General features: G+C 71.5%; 12 protein-coding genes. 4 read left to right on the forward strand and 8 right to left on the reverse strand.

Annotated features, from left to right (window positions below):
- Positions 1 to 188: 188 nt before the first annotated feature.
- A complete protein-coding gene (locus ACZ5D2_RS28385) occupies positions 189 to 1,187 on the reverse strand; it encodes an SDR family NAD(P)-dependent oxidoreductase (RefSeq protein ID WP_371678940.1) in 999 nt (332 codons plus the stop codon).
- Positions 1,184 to 2,365: a UDP-N-acetylglucosamine--N-acetylmuramyl-(pentapeptide) pyrophosphoryl-undecaprenol N-acetylglucosamine transferase gene (locus ACZ5D2_RS28390; RefSeq protein ID WP_371678941.1), complete on the reverse strand. Its 1,182-nt coding sequence runs from the start codon at positions 2,363 to 2,365 to the stop codon at positions 1,184 to 1,186. Before ACZ5D2_RS28390 ends, ACZ5D2_RS28385 begins: the two co-directional genes overlap by 4 nt.
- A gap of 73 nt (positions 2,366 to 2,438) precedes the next feature.
- On the opposite strand from ACZ5D2_RS28390, the gene ACZ5D2_RS28395 reads away from it, so the two are divergent.
- Positions 2,439 to 3,122 (forward strand): response regulator transcription factor, encoded by a 684-nt coding sequence (locus ACZ5D2_RS28395; protein ID WP_371678942.1) that lies wholly within the window; start codon positions 2,439 to 2,441, stop codon positions 3,120 to 3,122.
- Complete coding sequence (locus tag ACZ5D2_RS28400) at positions 3,119 to 4,498, forward strand: sensor histidine kinase (RefSeq protein ID WP_468933152.1); 1,380 nt, start codon at positions 3,119 to 3,121, stop codon at positions 4,496 to 4,498. The genes ACZ5D2_RS28395 and ACZ5D2_RS28400 overlap by 4 nt, the downstream gene beginning before the upstream one ends.
- Before the next feature lie 46 nt (positions 4,499 to 4,544).
- Here the strand turns inward: ACZ5D2_RS28400 and ACZ5D2_RS28405 are convergent, their stop codons facing one another.
- Positions 4,545 to 5,582: a mechanosensitive ion channel family protein gene (locus ACZ5D2_RS28405; RefSeq protein WP_371681300.1), complete on the reverse strand. Its 1,038-nt coding sequence runs from the start codon at positions 5,580 to 5,582 to the stop codon at positions 4,545 to 4,547.
- Positions 5,583 to 5,645: 63 nt separating this feature from the next.
- On the opposite strand from ACZ5D2_RS28405, the gene ACZ5D2_RS28410 reads away from it, so the two are divergent.
- Positions 5,646 to 6,224 (forward strand): dienelactone hydrolase family protein, encoded by a 579-nt coding sequence (locus tag ACZ5D2_RS28410; protein ID WP_078950219.1) that lies wholly within the window; start codon positions 5,646 to 5,648, stop codon positions 6,222 to 6,224.
- A 123-nt stretch (positions 6,225 to 6,347) separates the two neighbouring features.
- On the opposite strand, the gene ACZ5D2_RS28415 is transcribed toward ACZ5D2_RS28410, so the two are convergent.
- The 5 genes from ACZ5D2_RS28415 to ACZ5D2_RS28435 form a co-directional block, all read right to left on the reverse strand.
- Positions 6,348 to 7,304: a zinc metalloprotease gene (locus tag ACZ5D2_RS28415; RefSeq protein ID WP_371681301.1), complete on the reverse strand. Its 957-nt coding sequence runs from the start codon at positions 7,302 to 7,304 to the stop codon at positions 6,348 to 6,350.
- A gap of 223 nt (positions 7,305 to 7,527) precedes the next feature.
- A complete protein-coding gene (locus ACZ5D2_RS28420) occupies positions 7,528 to 9,210 on the reverse strand; it encodes an alkaline phosphatase D family protein (RefSeq protein ID WP_371678944.1) in 1,683 nt (560 codons plus the stop codon).
- Between the two features lie 119 nt (positions 9,211 to 9,329).
- Entirely contained in the window at positions 9,330 to 10,124 is a 795-nt protein-coding gene (locus tag ACZ5D2_RS28425) for a DsbA family protein (protein WP_371678945.1), read from the reverse strand.
- A 50-nt stretch (positions 10,125 to 10,174) separates the two neighbouring features.
- Positions 10,175 to 10,864 carry a hypothetical protein gene (locus tag ACZ5D2_RS28430; RefSeq protein ID WP_371678946.1) on the reverse strand — a complete coding sequence of 230 codons (690 nt, stop codon included), beginning with the start codon at positions 10,862 to 10,864 and terminating at the stop codon, positions 10,175 to 10,177.
- A gap of 62 nt (positions 10,865 to 10,926) precedes the next feature.
- On the reverse strand, positions 10,927 to 12,252 hold the full coding sequence (locus ACZ5D2_RS28435) for a DUF2252 domain-containing protein (protein ID WP_371678947.1): 1,326 nt from the start codon (positions 12,250 to 12,252) through the stop codon (positions 10,927 to 10,929).
- A gap of 166 nt (positions 12,253 to 12,418) precedes the next feature.
- Between ACZ5D2_RS28435 and dnaE the strand changes: the two genes are divergently transcribed.
- Positions 12,419 to 15,961 carry a DNA polymerase III subunit alpha gene (gene dnaE, locus ACZ5D2_RS28440; protein WP_371678948.1) on the forward strand — a complete coding sequence of 1,181 codons (3,543 nt, stop codon included), beginning with the start codon at positions 12,419 to 12,421 and terminating at the stop codon, positions 15,959 to 15,961.
- Positions 15,962 to 16,024 lie beyond the last annotated feature (63 nt).

Genomic DNA, 16,024 nt, shown 5'->3' on the forward strand with positions numbered 1-16,024 from the left:
ACCGGGGAATCGTGGATGGTGTGCTGCACCCCCCCGATGTGTACGTCCGGAGGGGTCCGTGGGGGGGGGGGGGGCTGGGGGGTGCCACCGACAAACCGGCCCCCCCCCGGCCCCGGTGACGGCCGGGACCGGGGCGGGCGGGACCGGGGCGGGCGGGACCGGGGCGGGCGGGATCCGCAGGAGACGGCCTAGACCTGGTAGCGGTCCGGGGCGAAGAGGTGCAGGTTCGCCGCGATCCAGTCGGAGGTGCGGCGCAGGCCCTCCGTCAGGGAGACCTCCGGCTTCCAGCCGGCCCACGCGCGGGCGCGGGAGTTGTCCGAGAGGAGGCGCTGGACCTCGCTGCCCGAGGGGCGCAGCCGGGACGGGTCCACGACCACCTCGGCGTCCCGGCCCGAGGCCGCGATCAGCGCCTGCGCCAGGTCGCCGACGGATATCTCCTGGCCGGAGCCGAGGTTGACCACCTGGCCCAGCGCCCGGTCGCACTCCGCCACCGCGAGGAAGCCCTCGGCCGTGTCCGTCACGTACGTGAAGTCCCGGGTGGGGGACAGGGAGCCGAGGCGCACCTCACGGGCGCCCGAGTGCAGCTGGGCCAGGATCGTCGGGATCACCGCGCGCGCCGACTGGCGCGGGCCGTAGGTGTTGAAGGGGCGCACCACCGTCACCGGCAGTTCGAAGGCGTGGTGGAAGGAGAGCGCCATCATGTCCGCGCCGATCTTCGAAGCGGAGTACGGGGACTGCGGCTGGAGCGGGTGCTCCTCCGTGATGGGCGCCGTGAGGGCCGTGCCGTAGACCTCGCTCGTGGAGGTGTGGACCAGGCGGCGCACCCCGTGGCGGCGGCAGGCCTCCGCCATGTTCTCCGTACCGGTGACGTTCGTCTGCACGTACGCGCCCGGCGAGGCGTAGCTGTACGGGATCCCGATCAGTGCCGCGAGGTGGAAGACGGTGTCGCACCCGGCCACCGCGTCGCTGACCCGGCCCGCGTCGCGGACGTCGCCCGCCCACATCTCCACCGGGCCGTCGGGGTCGGCGAGGTAGCGGGCCAGGTGGCCCTTCTCGGCGTACGGCTTGTAGTGCACGAAGGCGCGGACCCGGGCGCCCCGCGCCACCAGCAGGTCCACCAGCGTCGAGCCGATGAACCCCTCGGCCCCGGTGACGAGGACGGTGCGGCCGGTCCAGTTCGTGATCATGCGTGCTCCAGGGTGGGAAGGGAGAGGCCGGCCACGCGGAGGACCTCCGTGGCCAGCAGTTCGGCGGCCCGCGCGTGCGGGCCGGGGTCGGCGGCGCCCGCCATCGACGCCAGCCGGGCCGGGTCGGCCAGCAGCGGGCCGATGAGCTCGGCGAGGCGTTCGGCGGTGGCCTCCGCGTCGGACAGCAGCAGCCCCGCGCCCGCGTCGGACAGGACCCGGGCGTTGTGCGTCTGGTGGTCGCCCGGGGCGTGCGGGTAGGGCACGAGCACGGCCGGGACCCCGGTCGCCGCGAGCTCGGCCACCGTCGCGGAGCCCGCCCGGCACACCACCAGGTCGGCGGCCGCGTAGACGAGGTCCATGCGGTCCAGGTACGGCACGGCCCGGGCGATCCGACGGCCGCCGGTCGCGGTGAGGTCCGCCTCCGTGTCGGGCAGCGCCGCCGGGCCCGTCTTGATCAGCAGCTGTACGTCGTCCCGCCCCTGCCAGAGCCCGGCCAGGGCGACGGCCGCCCCGGTGAGGCGTACGGCGCCCAGGCTGCCCCCGTTGAAGACCACCAGCCGTCGCCCAGGGGGGACGCCCAGCGCGAGCCGGGCCTCGGCGCGCAGCTCCGCCCGCCGCGGGCCGGGGAGGTCCGCGAGCCCCGCCAGCGCCGCGGAGATCGGCATGCCGGTGGTCAGCGCCCTCGCCCCGCCCGCCAGGCGGGAGCGGCTGCGGTCGAAGGCCACCGCGACGTGCGGGGTGAGCCGGGCCGCGAACCGGTTGGCCCGGCCGGGCACCGCGTTCGACTCGTGGATCACGGCCGGCAGCCCGGCCAGCCGGGCGCCGAGCACCGCCGGCGCGCTCGGATAGCCGCCCATGCCGACGACCGCGTGCGCGCCCTGCGCCTGGATCACCGCACGGGCCTGGTGGGCCGAGCGCAGCAGCGCGGCGGGCAGCAGGTAGCGCTTCGCGCCCAGCGCAGGGTCGAAGGGGATCATGTCAACGGTGTGCAGGCGGTAGCCGGCGCCCGGTATCAGCTCGGTCTCCAGGCCCCGTTCGGTCCCGACGAACGAGATCACGGCCCGCGGGACGGCCGCGCGCAGCGCCTCGGCGAGGGCGAGCCCCGGGTAGATGTGGCCGCCGGTGCCGCCCGCGCCGATCACGACGGAGAGTGCCGCCGGTGTGTGTCGAGTGGTCATGGACGCACACTCGCGGTGCGTCCTAAGAACGTTCTAAGAGGTTCTCGTCGACGCCTTTGGCAGTCTTTGTCCTATGAGGCAGCGGATTCTGGTGGTCGACGACGAGCCCGAGGTGCGGGCCGCCGTGGAGGACGGCCTGGCCATCGAGGGGTTCGAGGTGCGGGGAGCGGCGGACGGGCTGGCCGCTCTGTCCGAGGTGGCGCGCTGGGAGCCGGACGCGGTCGTCCTGGACGTGCTGATGCCGGTGCTCGACGGGCTGGGGGTGTGCCGGCAGCTGCGGGCGATGGGTGACCGCACGCCCGTGCTCATCCTGACCGCGCTGGACTCCGTCAGCGAACGCGTCGACGGGCTGGAGGCCGGGGCCGACGACTACCTCGTCAAACCGTTCGCGCTGGACGAGCTGGTCGCGCGGGTGCGGGCCCTGCTGCGGCGGGCCGCCCCCGAGCCCCCGGGCGCCGCCCCGCTGGGCTTCGACGACCTCGTTCTGGACCCCGGGACCCGGACCGGCCGGCGGGGCGGGCGGCCGCTGGAGTTCAGCCGGACCGAGGCCGCGCTGCTGGAACTGCTCCTGCGCCACCCCGGGCAGGTGCTTCCGCGCGAGCTGATCCTCGAACTGGTGTGGGGGCAGGACTTCGGGCCGGACTCCAACTCGCTCGCCGTGTACGTCGGCTACCTGCGCCGGAAACTGGAGGCCGGCGGCGAGCCCCGGCTGGTCCACACCGTGCACGGGGTCGGCTACCGGCTGGACACGGCGTGAAACGCGGTGACCGGCGGCGGAGCGCCGCGTTCTGGCGCAGGCGGGGGCCGCTGCGGACCCGGCTGGCGCTGTCCGTCACCGCGGCCGTGGCCCTGGTGGCCGTCGTGATGTGCGTGACCGCGTTCTTCGTCGTACGGGACGCGCTGTACTGGCAGCTCGATCTCAACCTGACCCAGTCCGCCCGGCTCGCCGCGCAGCGCAATCCCGACGAGGTCCCCGGCACGCTGGCGGGGGAGTGCCGCTTCCTGGCCGCCCCCGCGTGCGCGGAGGTGGTGCCCGCCGACCCGGACCGGGACCCGTCGGCGCCGGGGCTGCTGCCCGTGGCCCCGGCCGCGCGGCAGGTCGCCGCCGGCACGCGGGCCCCGTACTTCTCGAACATCACGGTGGACGGGCACCCCGCGCGGATGCTCACCACCGATTACGCCGAGGGGCGGGCCCTCCAGGTGGCGCTGCGGGCCGACAGCGTCGAGGGCGGTTCGCAGGAGGCCGTCTGGTGGCTCGTCCTGACGGCGGTGGCGGGGGTGCTGCTGGCCGCCGTACTCGGCCGCTGGGTCTCCCGGACCGGCCTCGCCCCGGTGACCCGGCTGACCGCCATGGCCGAGCGGATCGCCGCGACCCGGGATCCGCGGTACCGCATCGAGCTGCCGCCGCCGGGGCGGGAGGACGAGATCACGCGGCTGGCCGGGAGCTTCAACACGATGCTCGGGGAACTGGAGCAGTCCGTCACCGCGCAGCGGCGGCTGGTCGCGGACGCCTCGCACGAGCTGCGGACCCCGCTGACGGCGCTGCGGACCAACGCGGAACTGCTGGCCCGCGCCGACCGGCTGACCACCGCCCAGCGCGAACGGGCGGCGGCTGCGCTGGGGCGCCAGCTGCGGGAGGTGACGGGGCTGGTGAACGACCTGATCGAGCTCGCGCGGGACGAGGAGCCGACGCCGTTGGTGGAACAGGTGCGGCTGGACCTCCTCGTGCGGCACTGCGCGGAGGTGGCGGGGGCGCACTGGCCCGCGGTGGAGTTCCGTGTCGAGACGGCCGAGGCGGTGGTGCCGGGGGTGCCGGCGCGGCTGAGCCGGCTGGTGGGGAACCTGCTGGACAACGCGGCGAAGTTCAGCCCGCCGGGGCTGCCGGTGGAGGTGGAGCTGACGGTGCACGACGGCGGTGCCCCCGAGCTGACGGTCCGCGACCACGGTCCTGGCATCGCCCCGGAGGACCTGCCGTACGTCTTCGACCGCTTCTACCGGGCCGGGACCGCCCGCGCCCTGCCGGGCTCGGGGCTGGGGCTGGCGATGGCCCGGCAGATCGCGCGGGCGCACGCGGCGGAGCTGACGGCGCAGCCCGCACCCGGCGGCGGCGCGCTGCTGCGCCTGACGTTCTGACCGCTCCGCCCCGCACCGGCCCGGGTCGTCCCGGAAGAGACACCCCCTAAGGGCGGGGGTCGCTCTCCGAGGTCGTGACGCGGGGGAAGGCGTACGGGTGCTGGGCGGACAGCCAGGCGACCAGCTGCTCGCGCACCGCGCAGCGCAAGGTCCACACCTCGTCGGCGTTCTTCGCCGTGACGACGGCGCGCACCACGATGGTGTTCGGGGTGGTGTCGGTGACGGCCAGGGAACCGGTGCGGCCGTCCCATTCGGGGATGTCCTTGAGGAGCTCCGCGAGCTTGTCCCGCATCAGGGCTACCGGCGCCGCGTGGTCGAGGTGGAAGAGGACGGTGCCGGTGATCTCGGCGCCGCCGCGCGACCAGTTCTCGTAGGGCTTGCTCGTGAAGTACGAGACCGGCATCGTGATGCGGCGTTCGTCCCAGGTGCGGACGACGAGGAAGGTCAGGGTGATCTCCTCGACCGTGCCCCACTCCTTGTCCACGACCACGGTGTCCCCGATGCGCACGGTGTCGCCGAAGGCGATCTGGAGTCCGGCGAAGAGGTTGCCGAGGGTGGACTGGGCGGCGATGCCGGCCACGATGCCGAGGACGCCGGCCGAGGCCAGCATCGAGGCGCCGGCCACCCTCATGGCGGGGAAGGTCAGCAGCATCGCGGCGACCGAGACCACCACCGCCACGGCGACGAGCACCCGCTGGATCAGGGTGACCTGGGTGCGGACGCGGCGGACCCGGGCGGAGTCCGGGGCGGAGGCGGCGTAGCGGGAGTAGACGGAGTCCACGACCGCCGTGGCGATCCGGACGAGGAGCCAGGCGGTCGAGGCGATCATCAGCAGGGCCAGGACGTGCCCGACGGCGGCCCGGTGGGCGGGGAAGACGCCCGCCCGCCGGTACGAGGCCTGCAGCAGGCCCGTGGCCAGGACCAGCCGGAAGGGCGGGACGCAGCGGCGCAGCAGCCCCCACAACGGGGTCTCGGTGTGCCGGGCGTCCGCCTTGCGCAGCATCAGGTCCAGCAGCCACCCGGCGAGCAGGGTGAGGACCAGCACGGCGGCCAGGGCCACGACGGGACGCAGGACGTTCTCCATCTCCATACCCAGAACCTAACCGCGACGGGTCCCGCGACTCCCCCCTTCGCCGCGAATGGCACGATGGGAGGCATGAACATCGTGCTCTTCCACTCGACGTACGGGCTGCGGCCCGCGGTGCACGCGGCGGCCGACCGGCTGCGCGCGGCCGGACACCAGGTCCAGGTGCCCGACCTCTTCGAGGGGCGTACGTTCGCGACGGTCGAGGAGGGGATGGCCCACCAGGACGAGGTCGGCCGCGACGAGCTGCTCAAGCGGGCGGTCCTGGCCGTGGCGCCGTACTCCGACCAGGGTCTGGTCTACGCCGGCTTCTCCTACGGCGGCTCCGTCGCCCAGCACCTGGCGCTGGCCGACGACAAGGCGCGCGGACTGCTGCTCCTGCACGGCACGGCGGACCTGGACGAGGACGCGTCGGCCGACGAGCTGCCGGTGCAGCTGCACGTCGCCGACCCGGACCCCTTCGAGCCGCACGACTGGCTGACCGCCTGGTACCTGCGGATGCGGCGGGCCGGAGCGGACGTGGAGGTGCACACCTATCCCGGGGCCGGTCACCTGTTCACGGACCCGGACCTGGACGACTACGACGCGGAGGCGGCGGAGGAGACCTGGAAGGTCGCGCTCGGCTTCCTCGACAGCCTGTAGGGAGCGGGCCCGCGGGACGGACGGAGGCAGGGCCCCCGGCGGTGACGCCGGGGGCCCTGCCGGTTGCGCGGGAGGCGCGGTGGAGCGGATGGAGCGGACGGAGCGGGGAAGACCGGCCGCGGGTCAGGCGCGGTAGGCCGTCCACATGCTCTTCATGCGCGACACCTGGCCGGCCGTGAACTGGTACATGCAGGAGTCGTACGTGTAGTCCATGAAGTTGTGGATCGGGTCGGCGCCCGGCGCGGTGCAGGTGTCGCGCCCGGTCGGGCACTCGAAGGCGGCGCTGGACTCGGCCGGGGTGTCGGAGACCGAGTCGCCGCTGCCCGTGCAGCCGCCCTGGAAGGTGTGGTACAGACCCATCCAGTGGCCGACCTCGTGGGTGGCGGTGTCGCCCTCGTTGTAGTTGGTGGCGGAGCCGCCGGGCACCGAGGAGTTGAGGATGACGACGCCGTCCATCTTGGGCGCCGAGTTGTAGGAGCTGGGGAAGGTCGCCCAGCCGAGGAGCCCGCCGCCGAGGTTGGCGGTGTAGAGGTTGAGCGCGTTCTTGCCGCCCTTGCGCAGGGCGTTCTTCATGTCCTTCTCGGCCTTGGTGCCGTCCGAGACGTTGTACCAGGTCGAGTTGTCGGTGTAGTCGGTCCCGGCCAGGCTGAACTGGAAGCCGGAGTTGACGTTGCCGGTGCCCTGGCCCGCGTAGGCCGCGTTGAGGACCGAGATCTGGTTGTTGATCTGGGTGGCCGTCAGCTTGCCGGTGCTGCCGGAGGTGATGACGTGCACGTAGACCGGGATGGTCGTGACGGCGGCCGCGGCGCCGGCGCGCATGCCCTCGCTCTGCTGCGGGGAGAGCTGGAGCTGGGCGAGCTTCTTCTTCAGGTCGGCGTCCATGGACTTGACCTGGGCGTCGCTGATCTCGTTGGGATCGGCCGCGTGGTGGTCCTTGGGCCGCGCCACACGGGCGTTGGCAGGGGCGGAGCCCTGCTCGGCACAGACCTCGGCGGGGGTCTTCGCAGCGGCGGCGGCGACCGTGGTCGGGGCCGTCAGCGGGGCGAAGGCCAGGGTGGAGGCCAGGACGGCCGTGCCCATGAGGCGGCGGCGGAGCAGGGGGGATATGCGGGCAACAGCGCGCACGTTGACTCCTCGCGAAGCGTGGTGGGGGGTGAGGTATTTCCTCACGCTGGCCGGAAGCTTACGTGTGCATGTCATTCAATTGGCAAGTACCCGGAGGTTAAAGATTTGTTGCCGATGGTGCGGTAGGGGCCCCTGGTCTGCACCAGAAACCCCTACCGACAGCAGATTTGACGGTCTGTCAGGAAACCGGGCGGTCGGCCCGCTCCACCTTCTGCGTGCCGTTCAGCGTGCGGTACGAGCGCTCCCAGGAGGAGGTCGCGTCCTGCCGCCGCTTGTCCGAAACCACGTAGTAGTCCATCTGCGAGCGCTCGGCCGTCACGTCCAGGACGCCGTATCCGTGGGCGTCCATGTCCAGCCACTTGACGTGCCAGTTCGCGGCCTTGATGGCCGATTCCGCGACCAGCGAGAGCGTGTCCGGCAGGACGTGCAGCATGTCGTCGAGGTTGTCGGAGGTCACCGAGGTCACCACGAACTCGGTCGCCGCCGTGCCCGAGCCCGGGTACGTCGCCTTCTCCACCGGGAGTTCGTTCGCCCATGCCATGTGGATGTCGCCGGTCAGGAACACCGTGTTCTTGATGTTCCGGTCCTTCAAGTGGCCCAGGAGTTCCTTGCGGTCGTCCGTGTAGCCGTCCCACTGATCCACATTGATCGCTATTCCGCCCTCGGGCAGGCCGAGCAGCTTGGTGAGCGGCTTCAGCAGGTGCGCGGGCAGCGCGCCGAAGGCCACCGGCGAGATCATCACCGAGGTGCCCACCAGCTGCCAGGTCGCGTTCGAGGAGGCCAGGCCCGCCTTGAGCCAGTCCAGCTGCGCCCGTCCGGTGATGGTGCGCTCGGGGTCGTCCACCGAGCCGCTGCCGGCCTTCGTCTGCTGCGAACGGAAGCTGCGCAGGTCCAGCAGGTGCAGGTCGGCGAGGGTGCCGAACCGCAGCCGCCGGTAGACGGTGCCCGCGATGGAGGGGCGTACGGGCATCCACTCGAAGTAGGCCTGCTTGGCGGCGGCCGCGCGGGCCGCCCAGTCGCCCTCGGTGGCGGGGGTGTGGTTCTCCGCGCCGCCGGACCAGGCGTCGTTGGCGAACTCGTGGTCGTCCCAGATGGCGACGATCGGGTGCGCCGCGTGCAGGGCCTGGAGGTCGGCGTCCGTCTTGTACTTGCCGTGCCGGGTGCGGTAGTCGGCCAGCGAGAGGATCTCGTTCCGGGGCTCGTGCGGGCGCACGACGTACTTGGGCTCCGGGTACGCCCCCGTGGCGTACTCGTAGATGTAGTCCCCGAGGTGCAGGATCGCGTGCAGGTCGGTGCGGGCGGCCAGGTGCCGGTACGCCGAGAAGTACCCGGACTCCCAGTTGGCGCAGGACACCACGCCGAAGCGCACGCCGGGGGTGCGGGTGTCGGCGGCCGGGGCGGTCAGGGTCCGTCCGGCCGGGGAGACCGTGGCGCCGGCGGTGAACCGGTACCAGTACGGGGTCTGCGGGCGCAGTCCGCGCACGTCGGCCTTGACGGTGTGGTCGGTGGCGGCACTGGCGGTGACGGAACCGCTCGCGACGATCCGGGAGAAGGCCTTGTCCTCGGCCACCTCCCAGCCCACGGCGGTGTCCGGGCCGAGGCCGGAGGCGGGGACGGCCTCCGCGGTCGGGGTGACGCGGGTCCACAGCAGGATCCCGTCGGGCAGCGGGTCGCCCGAGGCGACGCCGTGCAGGAAGGCGGGGGTGGATCCGGCCGCGTGGGCGGCCGGGGCGCCGAGCGCGGTGATCGGCGCGAGCGCGGCCGTGGCGGCGGCGGCCAGGACGACCGAACGGCGGCGCGGATGTGCCGGGCGGGCGGCCGTGGCGGCGCCGTCGGCGGAGGGGGTGAGATGACTGGTCACGGGCGATCATATTACTGATCGGTATTCAGCCAGGAACAGTCTCGGAAAGGGAACGGGTGGGCGAACTCTGGGAGTTCACCCACCCGTTGTCCGCACAATTGCGGCCGGATGCGGACGGATCAGCCGGCCAGGGCCTTGTCGATCGCGGCCGTGAACGCCTCCGGCGTCGCCGGGGTGTCGATCTTCTTGCCGTCCATCTTCAGCGTCGGGGTGCCCGTCACCCCGGACTTGTTGAAGGCCTTCGACATGTCCATCGCCCACCGGTCGTACGTACCGTCCTCGACGGCCTTCTTGAACTCGGCGTTGCCCTTGAGTGCCGGAACCGTGTCCGCGACCTTGATCAGGTAGTCGTCCTTGGCGAAGCTGTCGACGCTCTCGTCGGGGTGCAGGTCCTTGGAGTACAGCGCGGCCTTGTAGTCGAGGAAGGCCTGCGGGCTGACGTTCAGCGCCGCGCCCAGCGCGCTCAGCGCGTTCTTCGAGCCCTCGCCCTTGGACGCGTTGTCGATGAAGGTGGCACCGAAGTACCGGAGCTTGTACTTGCCCGCGTCGACGTCCTTCTTGACCTGCTCGCCGGACGACTGCTCGAAGGCGGCGCACGCCGGGCAGCGGGAGTCCTCGTAGATCTCCAGGGTCTTCTTGGCCTCGGGCTTGCCGACGACGACGGTCAGACCGTCCGCGCCCTCGGTGTTCTTCGGCTTGACCAGGGTGGCGTCGGCGGCCTTCTCCCAGTAGCCGGGCTCGTTGCCCTTGACGACCAGGTAGCCGACGCCCGCGGCCAGGGCCAGGACGCCGACGATCCCGGCGGCCACGAACGCCTGGCGGCGCGCCTTGTCCTTCTTGGCCTGCTTCTCGCGCTCGATGCGCAGCTTCTCGCGGGCGGCGGCCTTGTTCTGCTGGCTGTTGCGTGCACTCATGATGATCTCCGTGGGACGTGGAAGGACGAGGGGGGACTGCCGTACGTACGTCAGGCGCTCGCGAGCGCCGCGCGTACGGGAGGTCCCCTCCGTCCCACGGAATGCGCCGGGAAGCGGGTACGGGCACCCGCGCCCGGGAACGGCCGGCGCGGCGCCCGCCCGGCGGGCCCGGCACCCGCCGCCAACGGGGCGACCGCCAGCAGCAGCGGCCGGAACGCCAGGGCGGCCACCGCCCGCAGCAGCCGGGCCAGGGCCCGCTCGCCGTGCCGCAGCCACGCGGCGGCCAGCAGCCCGATGCCGACGTGCCCGCCCAGCAGCAGCCAGGGCGTCCACGGACCGGGGGCGGCCAGCAGGGCGGCGGGATCGCCGACGGGGCCGGCCACGGTGGTCAGCGAGCCGCCCACCGGGGTCCCGCCGCACAGCCCGTCCAGGCCCAGCGCGTGCAGCGGCCCGGAGACCGGTCCGCCCGCGGGGCCGTAGCAGACGCGCTGTCCGGCGGTGAAGACCGTGTCGGCGGCCAGTTCCAGCGGGACCAGCAGCCCGGCGATCGGTCCGAAGCCGCGCTCGCGGCCCGCCAGCGCGAACGCGATCGCGAAGACCCCCGCGAAGGCCCCGGCGGCCAGCAGGGGCGGCAGCGGGACCCGGGACAGGAGCACGTGGGAGCCGGCCGAGAGCAGCACGACGAGCGCGCTGAACAGCGCGGCCCGCAGTGCCCTCGGTCCTGCTCCTGATATGTCCATCGTCGCGAGTCTGCCATGCCTCCCTGTGAATCCAGGGCTCCGGGGCCGCCGCGGCACCGGACCTACGGCATGATCCGGCCGTTGCGGAACAGGTCCACGAAGATCTGGTGGTCGGCCCGCGCCCGAGCCCCGTAGGCGTGCGCGAAGTCCACCAGGAGCGTCGCGAAGCCCTCCTCGTCGGCGGCGATCGCCGCGTCGATGGCCCGCTCGGTGGAGAAGGGGACCAGGGAGTGGCCGCTCTCCGCGGCGTCGGCCGCCGCGTGCATGGTGGCCGTGGCCCGGCCCAGGTCCGCGACGACCGCCGCGATCTCCTCCGGGTCGTCCAGGTCGGACCAGTCCAGGTCCACCGCGTACGGGGAGACCTCCGCGACCAGCTGCCCGGCCCCGTCCAGCTCCGTCCAGCCCAGCCACGGGTCGGCGTGCGCCTGGAGGGCGCGCTGCGAGATCACCGTGCGGTGGCCCTCGTGCTCGAAGTACTCGCGCACCGCCCGGTCGGTGATGTGCCGGGACACGGCCGGGGTCTGCGCCTGCTTGAGGTAGATCACGACGTCGTTCTCCAGGGCGTCGCTGTGGCCCTCCAGCAGGATGTTGTACGAGGGCAGGCCGGCCGAGCCGATGCCCACGCCCCGGCGGCCCACGACGTCCTTGACCCGGTAGGAGTCCGGGCGGACCAGGGACTCCTCGGGCAGGGTCTCCAGGTACCCGTCGAAGGCGGCCAGCACCTTGTACCGGGTGGCCGCGTCCAGCTCGATCGCGCCCCCGCCGTCGGTGAAGCGGCGCTCGTGGTCGCGGATCTCCGTCATCGAGTCCAGCAGGGAGAAACGGGTGCGGGAGCGCGCCGAGCGCAGGGCGGAGAGCAGCGCGCCCTCGGCGGTGTCCAATGTGAAGGAGGGGACCTCCTCGTGCTTGGCCCCGGTCGCCAGGTGGTGGATGCGCTCGCGGTAGGCGCCCGCGTAGATCCGCACCAGCTCGCTGATCTGCGCGTCGCCGAGGGCCTTGGTGTAGCCGATCAGGGCGACGGAGGCGGCGAAGCGCTTCAGGTCCCAGGTGAAGGGGCCGACGTAGGCCTCGTCGAAGTCGTTGACGTTGAAGACGAGCCGGCCGTTGGAGTCCATGTACGTGCCGAAGTTCTCGGCGTGCAGGTCGCCGTGGATCCACACCCGGCCCGTCTGCTCGTCCAGGTACGGGCCGCCGTGCCGGTCGCGCTCCAGGTCGGAGTAGAAGAGGCAGGCGGTGCCCCGGTAGAAGGCGAAGGCCGAGGCCGCCATCTTCCGGAACTTGACCTGGAAGGCGGCGGGGTCGGCCGCGAGCAGCTCTCCGAACGCGGTGTCGAACACGTCGAGTATCTGCTCGGCGCGCTGCTCGTCGGTCGTCTCGGGTACCGCCATGGCGGATCCTCCTGATGGCGCTGGTCGATCACGTACGGGATCGCATTTCGGACAGGTGTCCTTGGGTCTGCAACGGATGAAGGTACCGGTCGGTGCCCCGTTTGTGTCAGCCGGGAGACGTAGGATTCAAAGCTGCCGCCCCTCTCTCCCCCCGGAGGCTCCCACCGTGACCAAGACGCCGTTCACGCACCTGCACGTCCACACCCAGTACTCGCTGCTGGACGGTGCCGCGCGGCTGAAGGACATGTTCAACGCGTGCAACGAGATGGGCATGACGCACATCGCGATGTCCGACCACGGCAACCTCCACGGGGCGTACGACTTCTTCCACACCGCCCAGAAGGCCGGGATCACCCCGATCATCGGCATCGAGGCATATGTCGCACCCGAGTCCCGGCGCAACAAGCGGCGCATCCAGTGGGGCCAGCCCCACCAGAAGCGCGACGACGTCTCCGGTTCGGGTGGCTACACCCACAAGACCATCTGGGCATCGAACGCCACCGGCCTGCACAACATCTTCCGGCTGTCCTCCGACGCGTACGCCGAGGGCTGGCTCACGAAGTGGCCGCGGATGGACAAGGAGACCATCTCCAAGTGGTCCGAGGGCCTGATCGCCTCCACCGGCTGCCCGTCCGGCGAGGTGCAGACCCGGCTGCGCCTCGGCCAGTTCGACGAGGCCGTGCAGGCCGCCTCCGACTACAAGGACATCTTCGGCGAGGGCCGCTACTTCCTGGAGCTGATGGACCACGGCATCGAGATCGAGCGCCGGGTCCGCGACGGTCTGCTGGAGATCGGCAAGAAGCTCGGCATCCCGCCGCTGGTCACGAACGACTCGCACTACACGTACGCGAGCGAGGCCACCGCGCACGACGCCCTGCTGTGCATCCAGACCGGCAAGAACCTCTCGGACCCGGACCGCTTCCGCTTCGACGGCACCGGCTACTACCTCAAGTCGACCGACGAGATGTACGCCATCGACTCCTCGGACGCCTGGCAGGAGGGCTGCGCCAACACGCGGCTGGTCGCCGACCAGATCGACACCGAGGGCATGTTCAAGTTCCGGAACCTGATGCCGAAGTTCGACATCCCGGAGGGCCACACCGAGGTCAGCTGGTTCCGCGAGGAGACCATGCGCGGCATGCACCGCCGCTACCCCGGGGGCATCCCGGACGACCGGATGCAGCAGGCCGAGTACGAGATGGACACGATCATCTCGATGGGCTTCCCCGGCTACTTCCTCGTGGTCGCCGACTTCATCATGTGGGCCAAGAACCAGGGCATCGCGGTCGGCCCCGGCCGAGGCTCCGCGGCCGGCTCGATCGTCGCGTACGCCATGGGCATCACCGACCTCGACCCGATCACCCATGGCCTGATCTTCGAGCGGTTCCTGAACCCCGAGCGCGTCTCCATGCCCGACGTCGACATCGACTTCGACGAGCGCCGGCGCGTCGAGGTGATCAGGTACGTGACCGAGAAGTACGGCGCCGACAAGGTCGCCATGATCGGCACCTACGGCACCATCAAGGCCAAGAACGCGATCAAGGACTCCGCGCGCGTCCTGGGCTACCCGTACGCCATGGGCGACCGGCTCACCAAGGCCATGCCCGCCGACGTCCTCGGCAAGGGCATCCCCCTCTCCGGCATCCTCGACCCGACGCACCCCCGCTACGGCGAGGCCGGCGAGATCCGCGGGATGTACGAGAACGAGCCGGACGTGAAGAAGGTCATCGACACCGCCCGCGGCGTCGAGGGCCTGGTCCGCCAGATGGGCGTGCACGCCGCCGGCGTGATCATGTCCAGCGAGACGATCACCGACCACGTGCCCGTCTGGGTGCGGCACACCGACGGCGTCACCATCACCCAGTGGGACTACCCGAGCTGCGAGTCGCTCGGCCTGCTGAAGATGGACTTCCTCGGCCTGCGCAACCTCACGATCATGGACGACGCCGTCAAGATGGTGAAGGCCAACAAGGGGATCGACATCGACCTCCTGGCCCTCCCGCTCGACGACCCCAAGACCTTCGAGCTGCTCGGCCGCGGCGACACCCTCGGCGTGTTCCAGTTCGACGGCGGGCCCATGCGCTCCCTGCTGCGCCTGATGAAGCCCGACAACTTCGAGGACATCTCCGCCGTCTCGGCCCTGTACCGGCCGGGCCCGATGGGCATGAACTCGCACACGAACTACGCCCTGCGCAAGAACAAGCAGCAGGAGATCACCCCGATCCACCCGGAGCTGGAGGGGCCGCTCGAAGAGGTGCTCGCGGTCACCTACGGCCTGATCGTCTACCAGGAGCAGGTCCAGAAGGCCGCCCAGATCATCGCCGGGTACTCGCTCGGCGAGGCCGACATCCTGCGCCGCGTGATGGGCAAGAAGAAGCCCGAGGAACTGGCGAAGAACTTCGTCATCTTCGAGGAGGGCGCCAGGGGCAAGGGCTTCAGCGACGCGGCGATCAAGGCCCTCTGGGACGTCCTGGTCCCCTTCGCCGGCTACGCCTTCAACAAGGCCCACTCGGCCGCGTACGGGCTCGTCTCCTACTGGACCGCCTACCTCAAGGCGAACTTCCCGGCCGAGTACATGGCCGGCCTCCTCACCTCGGTCAAGGACGACAAGGACAAGTCCGCGATCTACCTGAACGAGTGCCGGCGCATGGGCATCAAGGTGCTCCCGCCGAACGTCAACGAGTCCGAGCCGAACTTCGCCGCCCAGGGCGACGACGTGATCCTCTTCGGCCTCACCGCCGTGCGCAACGTCGGCCAGAACGTCGTCGAGTCGATCATCAAGACCAGGAAGAGCAAGGGGAAGTACTCCACCTTCCCCGACTTCCTGGACAAGGTCGAGGCCGTCGTCTGCAACAAGCGCACCGTCGAGTCGCTGATCAAGGCCGGAGCCTTCGACGAGATGGGCCACACCCGCAAGGGTCTGGTCGCCCACCACGAGCCGATGATCGACAACGTGGTCGCCGTCAAGCGCAAGGAGGCCGAGGGACAGTTCGACCTCTTCGGCGGAATGGGTGACGAGGGCGCGAGCGACGAGCCCGGCTTCGGCCTCGACGTGGAGTTCTCCGACGTGGAGTGGGAGAAGTCCTACCTGCTCGCGCAGGAGCGCGAGATGCTCGGCCTGTACGTCTCCGACCACCCGCTCTTCGGCCTGGAGCACGTGCTCTCCGACAAGACCGACGCCGGCATCTCCCAGCTGACCGGCGGCGAGCACTCCGACGGCGCCGTCGTCACCATCGGCGGCATCATCTCCGGCCTCCAGCGCAAGATGACCAAGCAGGGCAACGCCTGGGCCATCGCCACCGTCGAGGACCTCGCCGGGTCCATCGAGTGCATGTTCTTCCCCGCGACCTACCAGCTCGTCTCCACCCAGCTGGTCGAGGACACCGTCGTCTTCGTCAAGGGCCGCCTCGACAAGCGCGAGGACGTCCCCCGGCTCGTCGCCATGGAGATGATGGTCCCCGACCTCTCCTCCGCCGGGACCAACGCCCCCGTCGTCCTCACCATCCCGACCGTCAAGGTCACCCCGCCGATGGTGACCCGTCTGGGCGAGATCCTGCGCCACCACAAGGGCAACACCGAGGTGCGGATCAAGCTCCAGGGGCCGCGGACCACCACCGTGCTGCGCCTGGACCGGCACCGGGTCCAGCCCGACCCGGCGCTCTTCGGCGACCTCAAGGTGCTGCTCGGCCCCTCCTGCCTGGCCGGCTAGGCCGAGCCGGCCCGGACCCGAGGGGCCCGCGGCCGTACGCGCGGACCCGCGGCCACGCGCGAG

Source organism: Streptomyces sp. NPDC031479, from assembly GCF_055581065.1.